Source organism: Halococcoides cellulosivorans, from assembly GCF_003058365.1.
GTDB lineage: Archaea > Halobacteriota > Halobacteria > Halobacteriales > Haloarculaceae > Halococcoides > Halococcoides cellulosivorans.
Genome location: NZ_CP028858.1, coordinates 112370 through 132310, shown reverse-complemented (window position 1 = coordinate 132310; position 19941 = coordinate 112370). Strand labels below are relative to the sequence as shown.

General features: G+C 67.1%; 21 protein-coding genes. 7 read left to right on the top strand and 14 right to left on the bottom strand.

Annotation, left to right across the window (positions count from 1 at the left end; all coding sequences use genetic code 11):
• Positions 1 to 54: 54 nt before the first annotated feature.
• Complete coding sequence (locus HARCEL1_RS00665) at positions 55 to 837, top strand: 2-amino-3,7-dideoxy-D-threo-hept-6-ulosonate synthase (RefSeq protein WP_108380705.1); 783 nt, start codon at positions 55 to 57, stop codon at positions 835 to 837.
• Here HARCEL1_RS00665 and HARCEL1_RS00660 read toward each other — a convergent pair.
• From HARCEL1_RS00660 to HARCEL1_RS00650, 3 genes are all read right to left on the bottom strand, one after another.
• A complete protein-coding gene (locus tag HARCEL1_RS00660; protein ID WP_108380704.1) occupies positions 834 to 1712 on the bottom strand; it encodes a MinD/ParA family ATP-binding protein in 879 nt (292 codons plus the stop codon). The genes HARCEL1_RS00665 and HARCEL1_RS00660 overlap by 4 nt on opposite strands.
• A gap of 87 nt (positions 1713 to 1799) precedes the next feature.
• A complete protein-coding gene (locus HARCEL1_RS00655; protein ID WP_108380703.1) occupies positions 1800 to 2393 on the bottom strand; it encodes a DUF7139 domain-containing protein in 594 nt (197 codons plus the stop codon).
• A 106-nt stretch (positions 2394 to 2499) separates the two neighbouring features.
• On the bottom strand, positions 2500 to 3243 hold the full coding sequence (locus HARCEL1_RS00650; protein ID WP_108380702.1) for a DNA polymerase sliding clamp: 744 nt from the start codon (positions 3241 to 3243) through the stop codon (positions 2500 to 2502).
• A 196-nt stretch (positions 3244 to 3439) separates the two neighbouring features.
• Here HARCEL1_RS00650 and HARCEL1_RS00645 point away from each other — a divergent pair, with 196 nt between their 5' ends.
• From HARCEL1_RS00645 to HARCEL1_RS00635, 3 genes are all read left to right on the top strand, one after another.
• Entirely contained in the window at positions 3440 to 4117 is a 678-nt protein-coding gene (locus HARCEL1_RS00645; RefSeq protein ID WP_108380701.1) for a hypothetical protein, read from the top strand.
• Positions 4118 to 4341: 224 nt separating this feature from the next.
• Positions 4342 to 5037 carry a hypothetical protein gene (locus tag HARCEL1_RS00640; RefSeq protein WP_108380700.1) on the top strand — a complete coding sequence of 232 codons (696 nt, stop codon included), beginning with the start codon at positions 4342 to 4344 and terminating at the stop codon, positions 5035 to 5037.
• 128 nt (positions 5038 to 5165) lie between these two features.
• The gene (locus HARCEL1_RS00635; protein ID WP_108380699.1) at positions 5166 to 5936 is read left to right on the top strand and encodes a 23S rRNA (uridine(2552)-2'-O)-methyltransferase; all 771 of its coding nucleotides are present in this window, start codon (positions 5166 to 5168) and stop codon (positions 5934 to 5936) included.
• Between the two features lie 27 nt (positions 5937 to 5963).
• Here HARCEL1_RS00635 and prs read toward each other — a convergent pair whose 3' ends face one another.
• The 10 genes from prs to HARCEL1_RS00585 form a co-directional block, all read right to left on the bottom strand.
• Entirely contained in the window at positions 5964 to 6827 is an 864-nt protein-coding gene (gene prs, locus HARCEL1_RS00630; RefSeq protein ID WP_108380698.1) for a ribose-phosphate diphosphokinase, read from the bottom strand.
• Between the two features lie 48 nt (positions 6828 to 6875).
• Entirely contained in the window at positions 6876 to 7700 is an 825-nt protein-coding gene (locus HARCEL1_RS00625; RefSeq protein WP_108380697.1) for an HVO_0234 family beta-propeller protein, read from the bottom strand.
• A 71-nt stretch (positions 7701 to 7771) separates the two neighbouring features.
• On the bottom strand, positions 7772 to 8608 hold the full coding sequence (gene hypB / locus HARCEL1_RS00620; RefSeq protein WP_108380696.1) for a hydrogenase nickel incorporation protein HypB: 837 nt from the start codon (positions 8606 to 8608) through the stop codon (positions 7772 to 7774).
• Positions 8605 to 8997: a hydrogenase maturation nickel metallochaperone HypA/HybF gene (locus tag HARCEL1_RS00615; RefSeq protein ID WP_108380695.1), complete on the bottom strand. Its 393-nt coding sequence runs from the start codon at positions 8995 to 8997 to the stop codon at positions 8605 to 8607. Before HARCEL1_RS00615 ends, hypB begins: the two co-directional genes overlap by 4 nt.
• Positions 8997 to 10106 carry a hydrogenase expression/formation protein HypE gene (hypE, locus tag HARCEL1_RS00610; RefSeq protein WP_108380694.1) on the bottom strand — a complete coding sequence of 370 codons (1110 nt, stop codon included), beginning with the start codon at positions 10104 to 10106 and terminating at the stop codon, positions 8997 to 8999. Before hypE ends, HARCEL1_RS00615 begins: the two co-directional genes overlap by 1 nt.
• Positions 10103 to 11215 carry a hydrogenase formation protein HypD gene (hypD, locus tag HARCEL1_RS00605; RefSeq protein ID WP_108380693.1) on the bottom strand — a complete coding sequence of 371 codons (1113 nt, stop codon included), beginning with the start codon at positions 11213 to 11215 and terminating at the stop codon, positions 10103 to 10105. Before hypD ends, hypE begins: the two co-directional genes overlap by 4 nt.
• 1 nt (position 11216) lies before the next feature.
• The gene (locus HARCEL1_RS00600; RefSeq protein ID WP_108380692.1) at positions 11217 to 11495 is read right to left on the bottom strand and encodes a HypC/HybG/HupF family hydrogenase formation chaperone; all 279 of its coding nucleotides are present in this window, start codon (positions 11493 to 11495) and stop codon (positions 11217 to 11219) included.
• A gap of 260 nt (positions 11496 to 11755) precedes the next feature.
• Positions 11756 to 12193, bottom strand: coding sequence for a chemotaxis protein CheW (locus tag HARCEL1_RS00595; protein ID WP_108380691.1), 438 nt, complete (start codon positions 12191 to 12193; stop codon positions 11756 to 11758).
• A complete protein-coding gene (locus HARCEL1_RS00590) occupies positions 12193 to 14556 on the bottom strand; it encodes a HAMP domain-containing methyl-accepting chemotaxis protein (protein WP_108380690.1) in 2364 nt (787 codons plus the stop codon). Before HARCEL1_RS00590 ends, HARCEL1_RS00595 begins: the two co-directional genes overlap by 1 nt.
• A gap of 87 nt (positions 14557 to 14643) precedes the next feature.
• Complete coding sequence (locus HARCEL1_RS00585; protein ID WP_108380689.1) at positions 14644 to 17160, bottom strand: bacterio-opsin activator domain-containing protein; 2517 nt, start codon at positions 17158 to 17160, stop codon at positions 14644 to 14646.
• Between the two features lie 164 nt (positions 17161 to 17324).
• On the opposite strand from HARCEL1_RS00585, the gene HARCEL1_RS13850 reads away from it, so the two are divergent.
• Together HARCEL1_RS13850 and HARCEL1_RS13845 are read left to right on the top strand one after the other, a co-directional pair.
• The gene (locus HARCEL1_RS13850) at positions 17325 to 17933 is read left to right on the top strand and encodes a mechanosensitive ion channel family protein (RefSeq protein WP_159076950.1); all 609 of its coding nucleotides are present in this window, start codon (positions 17325 to 17327) and stop codon (positions 17931 to 17933) included.
• Positions 17839 to 18240: a mechanosensitive ion channel family protein gene (locus HARCEL1_RS13845; RefSeq protein WP_108380687.1), complete on the top strand. Its 402-nt coding sequence runs from the start codon at positions 17839 to 17841 to the stop codon at positions 18238 to 18240. Before HARCEL1_RS13850 ends, HARCEL1_RS13845 begins: the two co-directional genes overlap by 95 nt.
• A 327-nt stretch (positions 18241 to 18567) precedes the next feature.
• Here the strand turns inward: HARCEL1_RS13845 and HARCEL1_RS00570 are convergent, their stop codons facing one another.
• Positions 18568 to 19218 (bottom strand): DUF3800 domain-containing protein, encoded by a 651-nt coding sequence (locus HARCEL1_RS00570; protein WP_159076949.1) that lies wholly within the window; start codon positions 19216 to 19218, stop codon positions 18568 to 18570.
• A gap of 130 nt (positions 19219 to 19348) precedes the next feature.
• Here HARCEL1_RS00570 and HARCEL1_RS00565 point away from each other — a divergent pair, with 130 nt between their 5' ends.
• On the top strand, positions 19349 to 19894 hold the full coding sequence (locus tag HARCEL1_RS00565; RefSeq protein ID WP_108380685.1) for a hypothetical protein: 546 nt from the start codon (positions 19349 to 19351) through the stop codon (positions 19892 to 19894).
• Positions 19895 to 19941: the final 47 nt, after the last annotated feature.

The following is a 19941-nucleotide window of genomic DNA, read 5'->3' as shown; positions in this document are numbered from 1 at the left end:
GAGCCCCGCCCGGATCGGAACGCACTTGAGCGTTCAACGTGCTACTCCCTCCCAATGACAGCCGGGACGCGCGCACGCCTGACACGCATCGGGAACGACGATCGGTACATTGTCGTTCCCGTCGATCACGGGCTCACGATGGGGCCGGTCGACGGGCTCCGAGACGTGGAATCGACGGTCGACGCGATCACCGACGGTGGGGCGACAGCAGTCCTCTCACACCGGGGCATCGCGGATCGCGTCCACGCGAATCTGGGGGATGCGGGCTACATCGTCCACACCAACGGCGCGACGACGATCGGCCCGGACGAAGACGACAAGCGCCGGACGGCGAGCGTCGACGACGCCGTCCGGGCCGGGGCCGACGCCGTCTCTTTTCACATCAACGTCGGCAGTCAGTACGAATCCCAACAGTTGACGGATCTCGCGGAGATCACCAGCGAGGCCGAGCGCCTGGGCATGCCCGTGCTCGCGATGGCGTACGCCCGCGGCGAGGGCATCGACGGCTCGGATCCCGACGCCCTCGCGCACGCGGTCCGGATCGCCGAGGAGGTGGGGTGTGACGTCATCAAGACGGCGTATTCGGGGGACGCCGAGAGTTTCGAGACGGTCGTCGCGGCGACGACCAAGCCAGTCCTGATCGCGGGCGGAGCGAAAGGGACCGACGAGAAGACCATCGAGATGGTGCGTGGCGCGATGGACGCCGGCGCGGCGGGCGTCTCGATGGGGCGGTCGATCTTTCAGCACGCGGATCCCGAAGCGATCACGCAAGCCGTCGCCGCAGTCGTCTTCGACGATCACGGCGTCGAGGCCGCCCTCGACGCCGCGGACCTCTAATTGCCGGAGATGCGGCCGACGGTCGCGGCGGCGACCCGACCGAGCACCGATCGGTCGTCGGCCGCCGGTCGGTCGTCGGTCTCGGGCGCGGTGGCCTCAGGCACGGAGGTCTCGGGCGCGGCAGTCGGCCCCTCGGCGGCCTGGGGACCGGGCGTCTCGATCTCGACCATCCGACGCGCGATCACCCGATACGCCTGGGCAGCGGGGCCTGCGGGATCGGTCTGGAGCACCGGACGGCCCGCCTCCTGGGCCGCCGGGACCGCGCCGTCCCGTGGGACCGTCCCGAGCAGATCGACACCGAGCGCGTCGGCGACCTGATCGCCGTCGGGTGCGGCCCGCGTCGCGTCCGTGACGACCACTCCCGCGACGGGTGTCCGAACACGGCCCGCCAGATCGATCGTCGCGACGGCGTTGTCGACCGACCCGACCCGCGGGCGCGTGACGACGACCGCCTCGTCGGCGGCCGCGACGGGGAGCAGCGTCGCGTCGCTCAGGCCCGCGCCGGTGTCCACGACGATGTCGTCGTACCCTCGCCCGCGGAGGGCAGCGATCAGCGCCGGTAGATCGCGTGCGTCGACCGCGGCGAAGTCTTCGAGACTCGACCCGCAGGGCAACATCTCGACACCGAGCGGGCCCTCGAAGATGGCGTCGGCGGGGCCGACCGCGCCCGCGAGCACGTCGTGGATCGAGGCGTGCGTACCGTCCTCGAAGGCCGTGTCCAGAAAGTCCGCGACGTTCGCCATCGCGAGGTCCGCATCGACCAGCAACACCGACCGGCCCGCCGCGGCCAGCACCGACGCGACCGAGATGCTGGTGGTCGTCTTCCCGATGCCACCTTTCGCCCCGGTGACCGCATAGACTGTCGTTTCGGACATATGTTCCAGGTCACCGACGACCGGTATCAATCGTTCCCCCCGAGTATCAGGGCTGATGAGCCGCGTCTGACGGGCGTTCGACGCGTGTCACTCCTCGCGGAGGCCCAGGTCGTCGAGCACGCGACCGTCCTCGCCGGCCGCGATCAACTCCCGATAGCGTCGGAATTCGGCGGCCGAGACCTGGACGGTGTGAGTCTCACCGGGCCGCTGAACGTCGAGTGCGATCGCCCCGCCCGGCCGATTCCGGACGCGATAGGTCGCGAGCGTCCAGAGCACCGCGAGGAAGGCGAGCGTGCTCCCGAGGAAATAGACCACGAGCGTCGGGAACGCCCACTGGCCGCCGACGCCCCACCCGCCGGGATAGGTGCCCCAGAACAGCGCGACCCCTCCCAGACAGCCGCCAGCGCCGAGCGCGACGCCGATCCGTTCGGCGCGGTCGCTCGGGAGGACGGCGACGAGACCCGCGAACACGACCGGCAGGCCGAACCCGCCGCCGACGCCGGCGATCAGGCGGGCCTGCGTCTCAGATCCGAAGACGAACGATCCCACCGGCGTCACCACCGCGAGCACCGCCACGGCGATGGCGACCGTGCCGATCAGACACGCCGCCGCGCCGAGGGCGATCCGGCCTGGATCGCGGTCGAGACGCGCGCTCGAATAGGCGGCGTCGAGACTGGGCATGTCTGAGGCAGGGAGCGCAGCGCGGAAAACGCTTCGTCAGACGCCCGTCGGACGGCCGGTCCGCGACCGACAGTCAGGTGCTGACGCGGATCGAGCGGGGATCGAATCAGTTGGACTGGACGCGCGGGGCCAGCATGAACGTGACCGCGCCCTGGCCGTCCGCGATGTCGAAATGCATCTTCACGGGGAACTCCTCACCGAGTTCCATCTCGACTTCGGCGTCGGCGGGGATCGCCTTGTTCATGTCTTTGAGATAGTCGAGCGAGAACAGCGAGTGCGCGTCGCCGGCCTCCAGATCGATCAGATCGTCGCTGTGGAGTTCGAAGTGGACGTCGTCGGTGTCGCCCTCGGCGTCGACGTAGAACAGGTCGGCGGCGTCGTCGACCCCCAGCGCGATGTGGTCGCTGACCATATCCGAGGCCGTCACCGACCGATCGACGTCGCGGCCTTCGAGCGTGATCCGGGCGGGCAGGTCGAGATCGGGCATGTCGGGTTCCTGGCGGATCGAGTCGGGGTCGATCAGCGCGAGGGTGTACTCCAGGCCGTCGATCGAGATCTCGAGTTTGCGAGTCTCCTCGTCGAGTTCGAGGTGGATCAACTGGTCGGCGGCGGCCATCCCCGCGATGTCTTCGAGTCGCGAGAGATTGACCCCGATGAGTTCGCCGTCGGCCTCGTAGGACTCGAACGCGGCGGCGTCGAGTGTGAGATCGACCATGCCGACGTTGGCGGGGTCGACGGCCCGGACCTGGAGGCCGTCCTCGTCGAGATGGAGTTTGCACTCCTCGACGAGGACGCTGACCGAATCGAGGGCGTCCTGAAGCGTATCCGCGCTGACGATCGCGTCGAACATCGTTGTCGGGGGTTCGACCGGGGCAGGTATAAACACTTCACGTTGCGGTGGGCGTTGGGGCCAACAGCGGACACTGGGCCCGACCGTGTCGCAGTCGATCGCCTGGGGGCGTCCGTCTCCGTCGAGGCGACCGATCGGTTCGATCCACCACCCCAGCGGACGGAATAATTTTGTCCCCTGACCCGATAGATCGCGCATGTCTCAGGCCACAGCGTCGGACGGATCGGTTCGAGCGATCCTCTCGCGGACAGGCCGTCTGGTCGGTGAGAACCCGCTGACGCTGGGCCTCGGCGTCGTCGGCGCGGTTGCACTCTTCGTCCCCTACGTCGGCCCGTTCCTGACCGTGCTCGTGGGTGGCGTCCTCGTCGAGGTTTTCGCCCGCGACCTGGGTATTACGTCACGGGACCGGTCAGTGCTCGTGCGGGCGATCAGTCTCCTGCTCGGCAGCGCCGTCGTCGCCGTCATCGTCGCCCTCGGCACCCTGTTGGTGATCGTCCCCGGGATCTACGTCGCCCTCGGGAGCGCACTCACCTGGCCAGCCATCGTCGTCGATTCGAAAGGGCCCCTCGACGCCCGGTCAGAGAGCGCATCGCGGATGCGAGGGAAGAGGATTCGAGTCCTCGCCGTCTTCGGCGGTCTCAGTCTCCTCGTCGTCCCGGCCGCGCTGGTCCACATCGCCGTGACGCTGCCGTCGGCAGCGGTCGCTGCCCTCTTCGTGTTCGTCTGTGGCGTCGTGTACAGTAGTGGGACCGCGGCCGTCGTCGTGATGTACGTCAGCTTCGCGCCAGGAAAGGCGAGGAGTGGTGGGCGCGGGGCGGCGGACGAGTCAGACATCGGCGAGGGGCGGCTGTTGGGATTGCTGTGGCATCATTAATGGGGTGTTAGAGATGCGACCTGTGGAGATAGGCCCGCACAGACACGATGTCGAGCAGACGAACGCAGACGGGTTCTGAAGCGGAAGCGGCGACCGCATCGTCGGTGACCAGCCCCGGCGCAGTCGGCCGCTGTCCGGTCGCACCAGAGGGGAGGACCCCCTCCCGCGGTACTAGACCCCATGCGGCGCGGAACGTACTTTATTCCAGAAGAAAAAGAGACAGTATGTCCCAGACGAGTGTCGGGAACGGCGACGTCCGATCGATCCTCTCACGGAGCGCGACGCTGGTCGGTGAGACCCCGTTGACGCTCGGCCTCGGTCTGCTCGGCGGGTTCGCTGTGTTCGTTCCGATCGTCTGGCCAGTGCTCGTGGTGCTCGCCTTTGCCGGTCTCATAGAGGTGTTCGCCCGCGAGTTGGGCCACCAGACTCGGGAGCGATCGCTCGTCGTTCGACTCGTGCTCGCGGTGCTCGGTGCGGCCCTCCTCGTGGTGTTCATCGCGTTCGGCGGCCTCTTTGTCGTGCTCCCGGGCGTCTACGTCGCGATCGTGACCGCACTCACGATTCCCGCGATCGTGATCGATTCCCACGGCCCACTCGGCGCGGTCCTCGAAAGCGTCGCGCTGGCCCGTGGGAACGCGATCCGGATCGTCGCGATCCTCGGGGCGGTGAGTCTCCTCGCCGCGCCCGGACTGATCGTGCCGGCGGTGGTGACCGTGCCAGGCCCGACCGCCGACGTCCTGCTGGGCTTTTTCGGCGGTGTGGCACTCACTGGCTGGGCGGCGGCCACGGCGACGATGTATCTCACCTTCACGCCGACGAACGTCGGATCGAGTAGTTCGGGGCTGCCCGGTGGAGAGTCCACGGACGGAGCGGCCACACTCAAAGACGTTGGGGCCGGGACGGGAAGCACGGACGAGTGATCGACGACAGTCCCCACCACCGCTCTCCGACGCCCCTTTCAGGATCGACCGCCTCGCTGGTGTATGACCGAGTTTTCGCACCCCCAGGTGCCACCCGTCGCTGGCCACTCGCCCGAGGTGGCCCAGCCATGAGCGGGAAAGACGACTACTACAACCGCGCGAAACAGCAGGGATATCGCGCGCGCTCCGCCTACAAACTCCAGCAACTCGACGAGACCGCCGACCTGCTCGGCCTGGGCCGGACGGTCGTCGACCTCGGCGCGGCGCCCGGCGGGTGGCTCCAGGTCGCCGCCGAGCGCGTCGGTGAGGACGGCCGCGTCGTCGGCGTCGACCGCCAGTCGATCGACGACCTCGACGATCCCGAGGCCCCGGTCGAGACGATCCGTGGCGATCTGACCGACGCAGCGACGATCGATCGCGTCGTCGACGCCGTGGGCGAGGCGAACGTCGTGGTCTCCGATATGGCTCCCGACATGAGCGGCGAGTACGACCTCGATCACGCCCGGTCGGTCCACCTCGTCCGCCAGGCGTTCGCGGTCGCGAGCGAGATTCTCGCGCCGGGCGGGGATTTCGTCGCGAAGGTCTTCGACGGGCGAGATCTGGAGGAGCTAATCAGCGACATCGAAGGCGACTTCGAGTACGTTCGTGAGGTCCGCCCCGACGCGTCCCGCGATAGTTCCTCGGAGCTGTATCTCGTCGCCAAAGGCCATCTGACCGCGCCCGTCCGCGAGGGCGACGAACTGACGGTCACCATCGACGACGTTGGGAGCGACGGCGACGGCGTGGCGAAAGTCGAGGACTTTACCCTGTTCGTTCCGGGCACCGCAGTCGGAGACACCGTCGACGTCGAGGTAACCGATCTCAAAGCGCGCTTCGGGTTCGCAGAGCCGGTCGAGTGAGGGGGTTTCGCGACTGCTCGATCGCGGTCACTCCGGCGGGTCGATCGCGGTCGCGACCGCGGGCGCGGCGCTGACCCGACTCACCGACCGATCGATCGTATCCGTACCGACGATCCGGTCGGTGCCCGCGCGTTCGAGGCGTTCGCGCGCGCTCCCCGCGAGCACGGGGTGGACGCAGGTGACGAACACGCGGCGCGCGCCCCGATCGGCCAGGGCGGCGATCGCCTCGGACATGGTCGATCCGGTCGCGACGATGTCGTCGACGAGGACGACGTCACGCCCCGCGACGTCTGCATCGCTGGGTTCGACGGTGACCGCGCCGGTCTCGCGATTGCGTGTCTTCTCGAAGTAATCGGTCGCGCCGCCGTCGATCGCGTTCTGGAGGCCGTCGGCCAGCGCGGTCGCGCCCTCGTCCGGTGCGATGACGAGCGGATCCGCCAGATCGTCGGGCAGGCCCGCCGCGAGACGATCCGACGCGTCGACGACCGCGACTGGCACGTCGAAGTACTCAACGACGCTTTTCTCGTGAGGGTTGACCAGCACGACCCGATCGGTGCCCGTCGCGATCGCCCGGGCCATCGCGCGTGCGGAGACGGGTTCACCCGAGCGGAAGGCATCGTCCTGGCGGGCGTAGCCCATATAGGGCAGGACTGTCGTGACCGAGTCAGCGCCAGCCTCGCGGACGGCGTCCTGGAGTTGGAGACACTCGACGTGGGCCGCGTCCGACGTCGTCGCGGCGACGACGACGGCGTGTGCGCCGGGGTCGTCGTGGATCCGCGCCATGCGTTCGCCGTCCGCGAACCGCTCGACGGTGACCGCTCCGAGATCGTGTGCGGTCGCGTCGGCCAGCGCCGCCGCGAGCGCCTGTGAACTGGACGCACTGAAGATCATGGTCGAAGGGGGTCGGGCCTCGAATTACCCTGTTTCGATCGCGATCGCTCAGGCGACGACCAGGCCCGCGATGCCCTCGAAGCCCAGCGTGCGCCGTCGCCACTCGTCGCCGCCGTCCGCACTCGCCGCCGGGCGGAGGACGGCCACGCCGTCGACGGTCACGCCGAGCAGCGTGCGCTGGCCGTCGGGGCCCCGCGGTCCGTGGGCCAGCGCCGCGATCGGCGCCTCGGTCGGCGGATCGAGGTCGGTCCACGCGCTCGGGCCGCCCGAGCCCTCGGGGTCGCGTTCGAACACCGCCTCGGCGGTCGCAGCGTGGACCGCGTCACCCGCGGCGGCGACCGCACGGATCACGCCGTCGTGTTCGTAGCCCTGGTCTGCGATGCGATACAGGCCCTCGTGGGTTCCGGCCCAGCCAGGATCTGGGGCCGCGAGCGCGTTCGCGCCGACGAGTCCTTCGTAGGCAAGGCAGTCGCCAGCGCGATACACTCCATCGCCCGTCCCGACGTAGGGGCCGGCCATCGAGCGAACGTCCTGCAGGTCCCCGACGGTCGACCAGACGCCGTCCGAGAGCCGTGCGATACGGCCTTCGGGCCCGGCCGCGAGAATCGTATCGCTGCCCCCGACGGCGATGGCCTCCCCGAAGCCCGTCGCGGTCGCGCCGTCCGAGAGGACCACCACGTCCTCGGCGGTCGCGACGACGACCCGGTCGTCGACGACCGCGAGGTCGCGCACGACCGCGCTGTGTTCGAGTGCGAACCGACCGATGCGATCGGTCGAGACGTCGAGTGTGACCACCCCGTCGACCGTGCCGAGATACGCCGTCGATGCCGGGCCATCGTCGTCGTACACCCGGTCGTCGCTCACGTCGCCCATGGACGATGGTCGGCCGGCCCGCCCGAGACAGTTTCGACTCGGCGGTCGCAGAACGCGACGACGAAAACGGTTCAGTCGTGGCCGTGGTCGTGGCCGGGCGTGTGATCGTGATCGGCGTCCTGATGGCTGTGCGCTTCGACCCGCTCGTCGATCGCACTCGCGAGGGCGTCGATGCCAGCCTCGTGTTCGGCGTCGGTCCGGATCGCGTCCATCCCGGGCGCGATGGCGGCGAGGTCCCGTTCCATCCGGTCGAGGTCGGCGTTCACCGCGTCCGCGACGTCACGTTTGTTGATCACCGCGAGATCGCCCGCCTGGAACAGGAGGGGGTGTTTGCGGATCACGTCGTCACCCTCGGTCGCGGAGACGACGACCACGCGCGCCTGTGCGCCCAGCGGGAAATCCGCCGGACAGACCATGTTCCCGACGTTCTCGACGTAGAGTCGGTCGATCGCGTCGAGGTCGATCTCCGTGAGGGCATCCTCGAGGAGCCCGGGATCGAGATGACACTCCTTGCCGGTCGCGACGCTCGCGACGTCGGCCCCGAGCGCGCGGAACCGCTCGGCGTCGTCCTCACCGGCGACGTCACCGACGATCACGCCGACGCGGTCGTCGGTCCGCTCGATGAGTCGCTCGATCAGGCGGGTCTTGCCCGCGCCCGTCGCGCCGACGAACCCGACGACTCGGAGGCCACGGTCGTGGACCAACTCCTCGTGCAGGGCGTCGGCCTGGCGGGCGAACCGTTCGAGGATGTCGGCCGTCCCCTCGCCGTGGTCGTGCCCCTCGTCGCCGTGCTCCTGATCGATCCCGATGCGGTGGGCCCGCAGTGGGCCCACGAGGCGGTCCAGCCAGGCGTCGATGCGAGTGATCGACGCGTCGATGCGGGCCGTCGTAGACGTTCGATGAATCATGGTGTCGTCTCTGTCTCGTCGGCGTCCTCGCTCGGCACGGCCAGTTCCATCACCCGACAGCCGTCGCCCTCTTCGAGGTCGATCCGTGCCTCACACTCCGGACAGCGCAGATCGGGGGCGTACGCCAGCGCGCGATCGCTCGTCTCGGGGCGACCGGCCCAGCCACACGAACAACTGCCGTAGGGCTCGACCGTCTCGATGTCGAGGGTCGCGTCGGCGGCGATGGTGTCCTCCGTGGCGACTGTCAGACAGGTCTCCAGCTGTTCCGGGTTGACGTGGCTGGCCTCACCGACCGCGACGGTGATCGACTCGACGCGGTCGGCGCCGTGGTCGGTGGCCTCCTCGCGGACCACGTCGACGATCCCGGTGGCGATCGAGAACTCGTGCATCAGCAGATCCGGGGGAGTTGCTCCCCAGTGGGTTCCGCGAGATAGCGCCGCCCGATCCCGGTGTCGAGGACGACCCGGCCCGGGTGATCGGTGAGGACCTCACCGACGATCGTTGCGTCCGGCGCCCCCGCTTCGCGAAGGGCATCGACGACCGCGTCCGCATCGTCGGGCGCGACGCCGAAGACGGCGACGCCCTCGTTGGCGACGTCGAGCGGTTCGATCCCGAGCACTTCGCCCGCCGCAGAGGCCGCCTCCGAGATCGGAATCGCGCGTTCTTCGACCGCGATCCCCGCGTCGGCCGAACTCGCGAACTCGTTGAGCGCCATCGCGAGGCCGCCACGCGTCGGGTCGGTCGCGGTCCGAACGGTACCGGCCGCCATCGCCGCGCGGACGAGGTCGTTCACGGGCGCGACGTCGCTCGCGAGGTCGCCGCCGAAATCGAACCCTTCGCGGGCCGAGAGCACCGCGAGGCCGTGTTCACCGATCGGACCGGAGACGACGATCCGATCGCCCGCTTCGAGGCGGGCGGCCTGCAAGGGCTCGCCCGTGACGCGGCCGATCCCCGTCGTGTTGATCGCGATCCGATCGATCTCGCCCGCGCCCATCACTTTCGTGTCGCCAGTCGAGATCTCGACGCCGACCCGGTCGGCGGCGGCCGCCATCGAATCCAGCACGTCGGTCACCAGCGACTCTGGCGTGCCCGCCTCGACGATCAGCCCGCAGGTGAGTGCGATCGGGTCGGTCGCCCCCATCATCGCGAGATCGTTGACCGTCCCCGAGATCGCGAGTTCACCGATGTCGCCACCGGGGAAGACGGGCGGATCGACGACGTGGGTGTCCGTCGTCAGCACGATATCACCCTCGACGGAATGAACCGATCCGTCTTCGAGTGCGCCGAGACCGACCCGGGCGCTCCCGTCTCCGAAGCGCGCGAGAATCTCGCTCTCGACGAACTCGCGCATCCGCCCGCCGCCAGCGCCGACGCCGGCGTCGATCACGGCCTCCGGGGCGTCGGCCGCGTCGTCGGCGGTCGCGCCGTCGCCGGTCGTGTCCTCGGCCGCCCCGTCTGCGTTCGTCTCCTCGGCGTCAGTCTCGGCGTTCTCACTCATAGGTCGGGGTGCCCACCGTATTCGAGCCAGATCTTGCAGGTGCCCTCGCTGGAGACCATGCTCGCCCCGACGGGGTTCTCGGGAGTGCACTCCTCGCCGTACAGTTCACACTCGTCGGGATCGGCCTTGCCCGCCATGATATCGCCGCTGATGCATTTGGCGGTGAGGGGGTCCTGTTCGTCCTCGTAGGCGGCGTCGATGTCGAAGATCTCGCGGGCGTCGTACTGGGCGTACTCATCCCGGAGCGCCAGGTCGGCGTCGGGAATCTCCGCGATGCCGCGCCACTCGCCCCGCGTCGTCTCGAAGACCTCCCAGAGCGCCTCTTTGGCAGGTACGTTCCCGTCCTCGGTGACACAGCGTGGGTACGCGTTTGCCAGGCCCGCCTCGTCGTCCCGGACGAACTCCAGGATCTTCACGAGGCCGAGCAGGATGTCGAGCGGTTCGAACCCACCGACGACGGTCGGGATTTCGTACTCGTCGACGAACTCCTCGAAGATGCCAGAGCCCGTGATCACCGCGGCGTGGCCCGCCGCGAGGAAGGCGTCGACGTTCGTGTCGGGCATCTCCGCGACGACCTCCATCGCGGGCGGGACGTACTTGTGCGCCGAGAGAATCGAGAAGTTCGCGGGCGGATCGTCCGCGAGCACGGCGGCGGTCGGTGCGGCGGTCGTCTCGAAGCCCGTCGCGAAGAAGACGACATCCTCGTCCGTCTCCGCCGCGATCTCGGCGGCCTCGCTCGCGCTGTAGACCACGCGCACGTCCGCGCCCTCGTCGCGGGCGTCGGCCAGACTCTTGGCCGTCCCGGGCACTTTGAGCATGTCGCCGTAGGTCGTCACGATCTTTCCGTCCTCGGCCAGAGCGACCGCCTCGTCGACCTCGGGCATGTCCGTCACGCACACTGGACAGCCCGGGCCCATCCGCACGCTGAGGCCGTCGGGGAGGACGCTCCGCAGGCCGAACTTCGCGATCGCCTGCTCGTGAGAACCACAGACGTGCATGACGTCGACGCGCCCGTCGATCTCGGCCATCAACTCTTCGAGGCGGTCGGAGAGTTGCTCGGCCTTCTCGGGATCGCGAAACTGCAGGTCCCGATCGGTGCTGGCGGCCATGTTAGCCCTCCAGTCCGAGTTCGGCGTCGCGGGCCCCGATCTCGTCGAGCGCTTCGTCCTCGTCGCCGTCGAGGAACGACTCGTAGATCGCGAGGGTCTCTTCGACCTCGTCGTCGGGGATCTTGCGGATCGCGAAGCCCGCGTGATTGAGGATGTGATCGCCGACCTCGATCGGTTCGTCGACCACGTCGATCCGGACCGTCTTGGTGACGTCCCAGAACTCCGCGGTCGCTTCGTTACCGTCGATTTCGATGACTTCACCGGGGATTCCTAAGCACATGGTTTGGGGGCCGGGCCCCACCGGGTCCCGGCGCTCGTAGTCGGGTTTAGGCCAGCCCAACCCCTTGGGCTTTCGGTCGAACCCGTTCGGCGGGAATCCTCACGGTCGATGGTTGTGGTGTCGGACCTCGATCGGCCCGGACCGCGGACGGCGACCGCATCGTAGCTCGACCGTAGACGACGCGTCGAGTGGGTCGCACTGGTCGCGATCGTCCTCCACGAGACGACGGACGCAGGCCCGGAGCCCCGTCCCGAGGCGGTTCACTCGGAGTTCGCTATCTGACTGTTGATCGGGTCTGGATCGACCCAGAAGAGGAACTCCTCGTCTGCGTTCAGGATGCCGGTGATCTGTTGGGTGTCCTCGGCCGGTTCGACGTCCGGACTCTCGAACTCCCGGACACGCTCACCGTGATCGACGAGCCAGCCGATCCGCCGCTGGTCGTCGGCCTCGAAGACGATGACCTGGCGCTGGTCGACCGGGCCGGTGACGCCGAACGGGACCGTCGGGTCGACGATCGTGGTCGTCGTTCCACGCAGGTCCATCACTCCCTCGACCATCCGTGGGGAGTCTGGAACGGGGCTGATGGGCTGGGTCGCGACGATTTCCTCGACCTGGTCGATCCCGACACAGTACCGTTCGTCACCCAGCGCGAACACGAGGACTTGCGAGGGCGGTTCGAGGGTCGCGGCAGGGGACATCAGTCGTCACCCTCCGTCTGGTCGGCCTCGTCGTCGAGGGCGGCGCCGGCCGAATCGGACCACTCGACCGTTTTCGGTGAGCCGTCGTCTTCGGTCTCTAGCCGGCCATCGTTCGTCATCACAGCCCGCTCTGACGTCGATTCGGTGCGCGTCGACGACGTGTCGACCCCAGAGCGGTCAGTCGCGCCGATCGACCCGCGGGTACGCGTCGCGGGTCGCTGACTTCCGTCCGTCTCCACGTCGAAATCCGAGACCTCGTCGTGGAGATCGTCCGCCAGCATCGAGAGGTCCTGGAGCGTCTGGGTCGCTTCCGAGAGTGACGACGACTGTTCTTCGGTCGCCGCCGAGACGTTGCTCGCTTCAGCACTCGTCTGCTGGCTGACACTGGAGACCTGATCGACCATCGACACCACTTCTTCGGTGGACGCGGCCTGATCGTCGGTCGCCTCGCTGATCTCACGAATGCCGTCTTCGGCCTCCTGAATCGAATCGGCGATATCGTCGAACATGGCGATCGCGTCTTCGATCGTCTCGGACCCACTGGCGACCCGTTCTCGCATCTCTTCCATCTCCGAGACCGTCTCGTCGGTCGTCGCCTGGACCTCCTCGATTCGCGCTTCGATTTTCGTCGTCGCCTGTCCGGCATCCTCTGCGAGCGACTTGATCTCGTTGGCGACGACGCCGAAGCCTTCACCCGCTTCGCCGGCCCGGGCCGCCTCGATCGACGCGTTCAACGCGAGCATGTTGGTCTGCTCCGCGATGCCGGTGATCATTTCGACAATCTCACCGATCTCTTCCATCTTGTCGTCGAGTTGCTGGACCTGATCGGTGGCCTCGTCGGCAGTGGATTCGATGGCTTCGATCTCGGTAGAGGCCTCGGAGGCGTGTTCGCGCCCGGTTTCGCCGCGTTCGACCGCTGACGTGGCGGTCGCGGCGACCTCTTCGGACGAGGAGGCGATCTCCTCGACGGTCGCGGACATGTCGTTCATCTCGCCGGCGACTTCCTGGAGGTTCTCGGTCTGGGTTTCTGCCCCGTGCGAGATCTCCTCGACCGAGGTCGCGACCTCTTCACTCGCGGCCTCGATCTCCTCGGCGCTGGCGGTCACTTCCTCGCTGGAGGCGGCCACCTCGGTGGCGATCGACTGGACCGACTCGATGCTGTCGCCCAGTTGCTGGACGCCCGCCTCCAGATCTGCGAGCGTCTGGCCGTAGGCACCGGGCGCGTCCGTGTCGAGGCGCTGATCCAGATCGCCGTCTTTCAGCCCCTCGCTCGCCGTCGAGATCTCGTCGAAGCTCCCGGACAGCGTCTGCATGCCGTCGTCGAAGCTCGTCAGAATCGCGCCGTACTGGCCCGGCCGGTCGGTGTCGATCTTCTGGTCGAGACGACCGGCCTGGAGGTCTTGACTGGCCGATCGAATCTCCTCGAACCCGCCGACCATCTCGGTGGCCCCACGATCCAGATTCGTCATGATCTCGCCGTACGTTCCGGGGAAGTCCGTCCGGCGCTCGCGCTCCTGGAGATCGTCGTCCCCGGATGCGAGATTGGTGCCGAAGGTGTCGATCTCGTCGAACACCGCCCGAAGGTTGACCTGCATCTCGGTGAACGCCACAGTCATCCGCCCGAGTTCGTCGTCTTCGACGTGTTCGTCGACCGAGACGGACAGATCGCCCTCGCTCATGGCGATCGACGCCGCTTCGAGTTGTTTGACAGGTTTCGTGATCCGGCGAGCGACGAACAGGCCGATCGCGATCGCGGCGAGAAAGGCCCCGATGGTCATCACGACGATGAGCAGGTGGCTCTGGTTGGTCATTCGATCGGCCGCCGTGACGGAGGCCGCCATCTTCTCGTTCGCGTCCTCCTCGAAGGCGACGGTGTCCGCTTCGAGGTCCTCGTAGACGCCGTCGATCTCGTCGACCCGCTCGCGAGCCAGTTGCTCGTCACCGGCCTCCATCGCCGAGATCGCTGCCTCGGCCGTCTGACTCGCCTCGGCGTGGGCCGTTTCGATCTCCGAGAGACGGTCCCGTTGCTCGTCGGTCAGATCGTCTCGCTCGGCCAGTGTCGTGTACTGTGTCTCGAAGTCCGCGGCGGCACTGTGATACTCCTCGACGGCACCCTCGTGCCCGGTCACGACAGCGAGGAGCGAACGGCGCTCTGATTCCAGGTCGTATCTCATCTCCATCGCCGCGTCTGCCTCCGCGACGTCGTCCTCGACGACGGAGTGAAGTTGTCCATCGACGGTCCCGACACTCACGTAGCCGATCGCCCCGGTGACGAGAACGAGTGTTGCCACGAGCACGAACGCGAGAATCAGTTTCGGCCGGAGGTCGAACCGATCGATCGTGATTCGATCAATGAATGACATCTGTAGCGTCCTCTCTCCGCATACACGCCGGCAAGTGTTGTGAGCAAACGTGTTAAGGAGAGAATACCTCGCCGTAAGATGAGGTTACTATGGTAAGTCTTCGTTATCGGATTTGATTTCTTCGGTCGTGTCCAGGAACTCAGCGACCACCGCACGGTGGGCGGATTTCAGGTGATTTGACACTGCTGGACCGGATATATCGAACGATTTGGCGAGGTCTTCGCCGGTCACGGTTCGGGGTATATCGTAGTATCCACCGTGATACGCAGCGGTCAGAATCTCTCGCTGCCGATCGGTGAGCAGTCGGTCGGTCCCAGGGTCGGGCCGTCTGGTCTGTTGGGCGGTGAGGTCGATATCGGCGTACCGGTCGGTCAGTGCTTCGAGAAGCGGACGGGTCGATGCCGACTGGGGGACCGTCACCTCGAGTCGTGTTTCCGAAGGGCCCGAGACGGCGGTCTGGAGGGTCCCGCCGTGTTTCCCGATGATCCCGGCCAGAAACGGCCGGTCGAGCGTGAGCGTCACCTGGCCCGGGTCGCTGTCCCCGAACCAGTCCGCCTGGCGGACGTCGGGGGCCTCCCTGGCCCGGTCAACCACCGCCTGGCCGTCGCCGTCGGTCACGGTGATCAGAATCCGGACGGTGTCGTCGTCGGTCTCGGCCACGGTGTCGAATCGAATTCGCGTCCCGGTCTCGGCGGCGAGTCGGTGGAGCGGGCATCTCGAATCGGTCACCGTGAATTCGAGGGCGACGATTTCGTCGGCCGCGTCCGGATGGCGCTGTTCCAGCAGGCGGCCGTACGTCACCAGCAGCGAGGCCACGTCTTCGAGCAGGTCCCTGTACGGCGCCGCGGTGCGGTCCTCGGAGAGATACACCGTCAGAACGCCGTACAGCACCTCGTCGAACAGCAGCGGGACACTCACCACCGATCGAAACCCGGCGGAGAGCGCTTCAGTCGCCCACCGATCGTCGTGGACTCGCTCGGAAATTCGCGGGACGAACTGTGTCTCCCGACTCTCAGCGGCCCGGCGGGCCGGGAGCGACGTGGTCTCCTGCTGGAGGACGAAATCGAGATACTCCGCGCCCGCACCCGCCCAGGCGGCGGGATCGAGATTCGTGTCGCGGCCCTGTGGCCGGCCGATCCAGACGAATTCGATCGGATCGATGTCGATCAGTTCCGCACAGACCGCCGATTCGATGGCATCACGGCTCTCACCCGCGGTGATTCGCTCCTGAATCGCCTGGGTCGTGGTGGCGATCGTTCGCAACTCCGCGATGGAGTCGCGCTGTGAGCGAAGTTCGCCGGCCAGCGTCGACCGTTCACGCTCCTGTTTCAGTGTTTCCAGCACCGCCGTCGCGGTCGTCGCCATCATCTCGATCAGATCGCGATCGACCGCATCGATCCCCCCGTCGCGTTGGCCGACGACGATCAGGCCGAACCGACCGATCGGTATCGCGAGCACGTCCCTCACGAGAGTGTCGGCCAGTCCCGGCACCGCGGAGCCGTCGATCGAACGGGACTCGCCGGTGCGGTAGGCCCCCCAGAGCGGGCCCGACCCGGGGTCGATCACGCCAGGGCCCTCAATGTCCGTCCCGAACGCCGTCGCTTTCCGATCGGGCCGTAACACCCCCGCCTCCTCGTCGAACCGTTTCACGCTGACGTAGGCGAACCCGAACGACTCCTCGACGAACTCGACGAGAAACGATCGCACAGCCTCGGGCGAGGCGGGCGGATACAGGTCTCGCATCGCGACGTGAAGTTCCTCCAAGATGCGCTCGCGGCGCTTGAGTTCGCGTTCGGTCCGCTTGCGCTCGGTGATCTCCTGGGTCATCCCGACGGCAGCGATGACCGACCCATCGGCGTCGAGGACTGGCGCGGTCCGAAGCACGAGCGTCATCTCGCCCAGCGTCGTCTCGGTCGCGGTCTCGGTGCCGTCGAGTGCCTGGCTGTACGCCTCGACGAACACGTCTCGCTCACCCGCCGGGACGTCGTCCACCGGCGCCCCGATGACGTCCTCGGGCGTCGCGTCGATCCGATCGAACAGGGCGCCGCCCGCGAGTCGGTAGGTGAGATCTGGTCCCACGAGTGTCACGGCGCCGTTCGGGAACGCGTCGAAGATCGCTTCGGTGACGCTGTCCCCGGCGACCGGTGCCCCCGATCCGGCGGCGGGGTCCAGACCAGGGATGCCGCTCGCTTCGGACGGCTCTGTCCGAGTCGATCCCGCCCGATCGGCCACGCCTCGAAGCCGCGAGAGCGCGACCGGCGGGTGAGCGACCATCAGGTCGGCCCGCAGACAGTCGTCCGCCCCCGCCGCGAGCGCGTCGGTGGCGTCGGTGCGGTCCGCAGCGAGGACAGCCACCACCGGCACCGCGTCGAAATGGTCGTGGACGCTGTCGATCGTCGTCGCCAGCTCCGTGCCGGGCGTGGAGTCGGTGACTATGGCGGCGTCGACCGGCGCGCCGCCGGCCAGATCGACTGCCTCATCGGTGCTGTCGGCCATCACGAGGTCGATCGCCGCTCCGTCGCCACCGATCGCGTCTCGGATCGAGTCCTGGAGGGCGCTCGGCCCGACGACGAGGACTCGGAGCGATGACGAGACTGGAGACATAGTCGTCCACACGCAGACGACCGCATTACATGTAGCGGCGACGCATGCGCAATCGGACGGCCCAGAGACACTGGCCACATCGATCCGCTCGAAGAGTCCAGTCACCGTCTCCGCCAGCAGTCGCGGCCACGACAGCTATACCCGACTCGCTCCTGAGCTATCGCATGCCCACGACGCGTGTGAACGACGACCCGTCGCCCGTTCGGACGGTGCTCGCCGCGGGCGTCGTCGTGCTGTTCGTCGGCCTGCTATGGTCCGTGTGGCACGGACCACTCGACGAATTCCTCCCCGAACCAGCCACGAGAATGCTGCTGACCGTCGTCTTGCTCGGGGCCGTAATCAGTGCCGTCCGCGTCGTCGGTGACGCAATCCTCGTGTTCGAACGGCGCGGTCTGGCCACGCCCCATCAGATCGAGGCGGCGTACCGCTTCCTCCAGATGGTGTCCTACGGGGGCGTTCTGGTCGTCAGTATCGTCCACGTCTGGGAGGTCAGCGTCGCGAACGTCCTGCTCGGCGCCGGGGTGACCAGCGTCGTGTTGGCCCTGGCGGCCCGCCAGACGCTCACCTCGGTGTTCGCGGGGGTCAGCCTCTTCTCGACGGACGTCTTTCGGGTGGGCGACTGGGTGAAAATCAACGGATCGATTCGGCCAGATCGAGCAGATCACGCTGTTCAACACGATGTTGCGGAGTCCACAGGGCGAGACCCACGTCATCCCGAACGACGAGGTCATCAAACGCGACATCACGAACCTCGGCAAGGACCGGTATCGTAACGACGTGCTGGTGGGCGTCGATTTCGCGACGGACATCGACCACGCGACGTCGGTCTGTGACGCGATCCTCGAAGACCTGATCGAGCACGCGGACAACGACATCGACGGCTACCACCCGACGACCGTCAAGGACTTCGACGACTCACAGATCACGCTCGCGGTAAAAATGTGGGTCGAAGAGCCCAGACCGATCGCCATCAACCAGGCCCAGACGACCGTCCTCTCGGCAATTCAGACGCAGTTCGACGAGGAGGACATCTCGATTCCGTTCCCACAGCGGACGATCAGCGAGCGAGAATCACGGTAACGCCGCGAGAAATCGACTCACCAGACTGCGTCTCGACCGGACGCGTCTGCGACTTGCGGGGTACTGTGAGCGACGTGGTCGAGAGCGACGCCAACCCCCCTGGCTTTCGGTCGAACCTCTTCGGCAGGAGTTCCCAGGGGCCTCCGTCCGAGAAGGGCCACTCAGTTCCAGGCGATACGCTTATTTGGTGTTCTACCCAATTTCCATACACCGGTAACGCCGTGAGAGGCCGATGACCCCGCAGAGGTGTGAAAAGCACCTCGTCCGCACAGATCAATCCTGCCGAGAGGCAGATACACAGATGCGGGCTGGCGGGTGGGAGGCCGATCACGGGCCGGAATCAGTACTTTCGAGAGCCATCTCTAACCGTTCGAGGGCGGCATCCGTTCGATCGACGATCCGATCGGTCGAGATTCGGTCGATCCAGTCCTCGCCGTGCCGGACGTGGTCCGCCGTCGCTCCGGCGAGACAGTCCGCGGCCTGAATCCCCTTGATTTGCCGAGAATTGCCCCAATCAGCATCGACCTCGGTTCCAGATTCGACGATCTCGACGATCGACTCGGCGTTGCTCCGATCGGAGACCATGTCGAACCGAAACCGAGACCGTTGGGCCCCGCTGTCGATCGCCGCGACCAGTTCGGCGTAGGCGTCCCCCTTGAGAACGAGGTCCCACGCTGGAGAGAGGCGATCCTGGTGGAGCTTGTAGGAGTGTGAAAGGTTGTGCAACGCATCCGTCGTGATCCGACAGACGCCGAACTGGAGGTCTTCGGCCTCCATACAGTCGAGGACTCGCCGCTTCTGATCGTCCATCAGATCGGACCAACGCGCCTCGGTGACGTCCCGCACGCGCCGGACAGCTTTCTTGGGGCACCGAATACAGTCCATCCGATCCCCACCGACGACAGCGACGACACAGATCTCGTCGCGTCCGTTCAGCACACTCCGAAGCGTCCCGGACTCGTCGCCGAACAGATCCATCGACCGATCGAAGGTGTCGGCGTCGTCGGTGAAACTGTGTCGGTTTCCAGGCCCCCCAGAAACCAGATCTCCGACAGTCAGAACGACCCCGACCGACACGTTGATTCCCGGGACTCGCCAACCATCGGTCATGCGCGTGCGCGACTGGCAGGACATCATGACCGACGTCGTCGAGAGTAGCGCCGAGCCCCAGGGCTGGCGCGCGGTGGGCGGCGATCGGCGCTCGGGCATCGGTGAAGACCTCTACATCGGGCACCCCGCCGTCGGCGTCTTCCAGATAAAGACCTACGCGCGCAACCCCTACGAAGTCCAGGGGATCGGGACGCAGGTGGCCCGCTCGGTCGACGACGACATCGAGCCACTGTTTCCGGAGGAGGGCACCGGCCAGTTCGGCGTCAGCCCACCCATCGAGGACGAAAAAGACGCCGAACGCACCGCGAGCAAAGTCGAGCAGGTCGTCAAGACCCACGCCGACGCGCCGACGACGCCCGACGCCTTCTTCGAGGACGTCATGGACGCGATGGACAGCCCCGCCTACGGCCCGATGGAGTTCGACCCGCGCGATCGCCCGGAGGGCGTCGAGAACTTCGCGGACACGTTCGAAGAGGCCGAGGAAGTCCTCGAAATGGAGTTCGAAGACATCGTCGACGAGAACGTCGATCGCGGGTTTTACTGAACGGGTCGCCGTCGAATCCTCCAGAAAATCTGAATACTCCTGGCGAG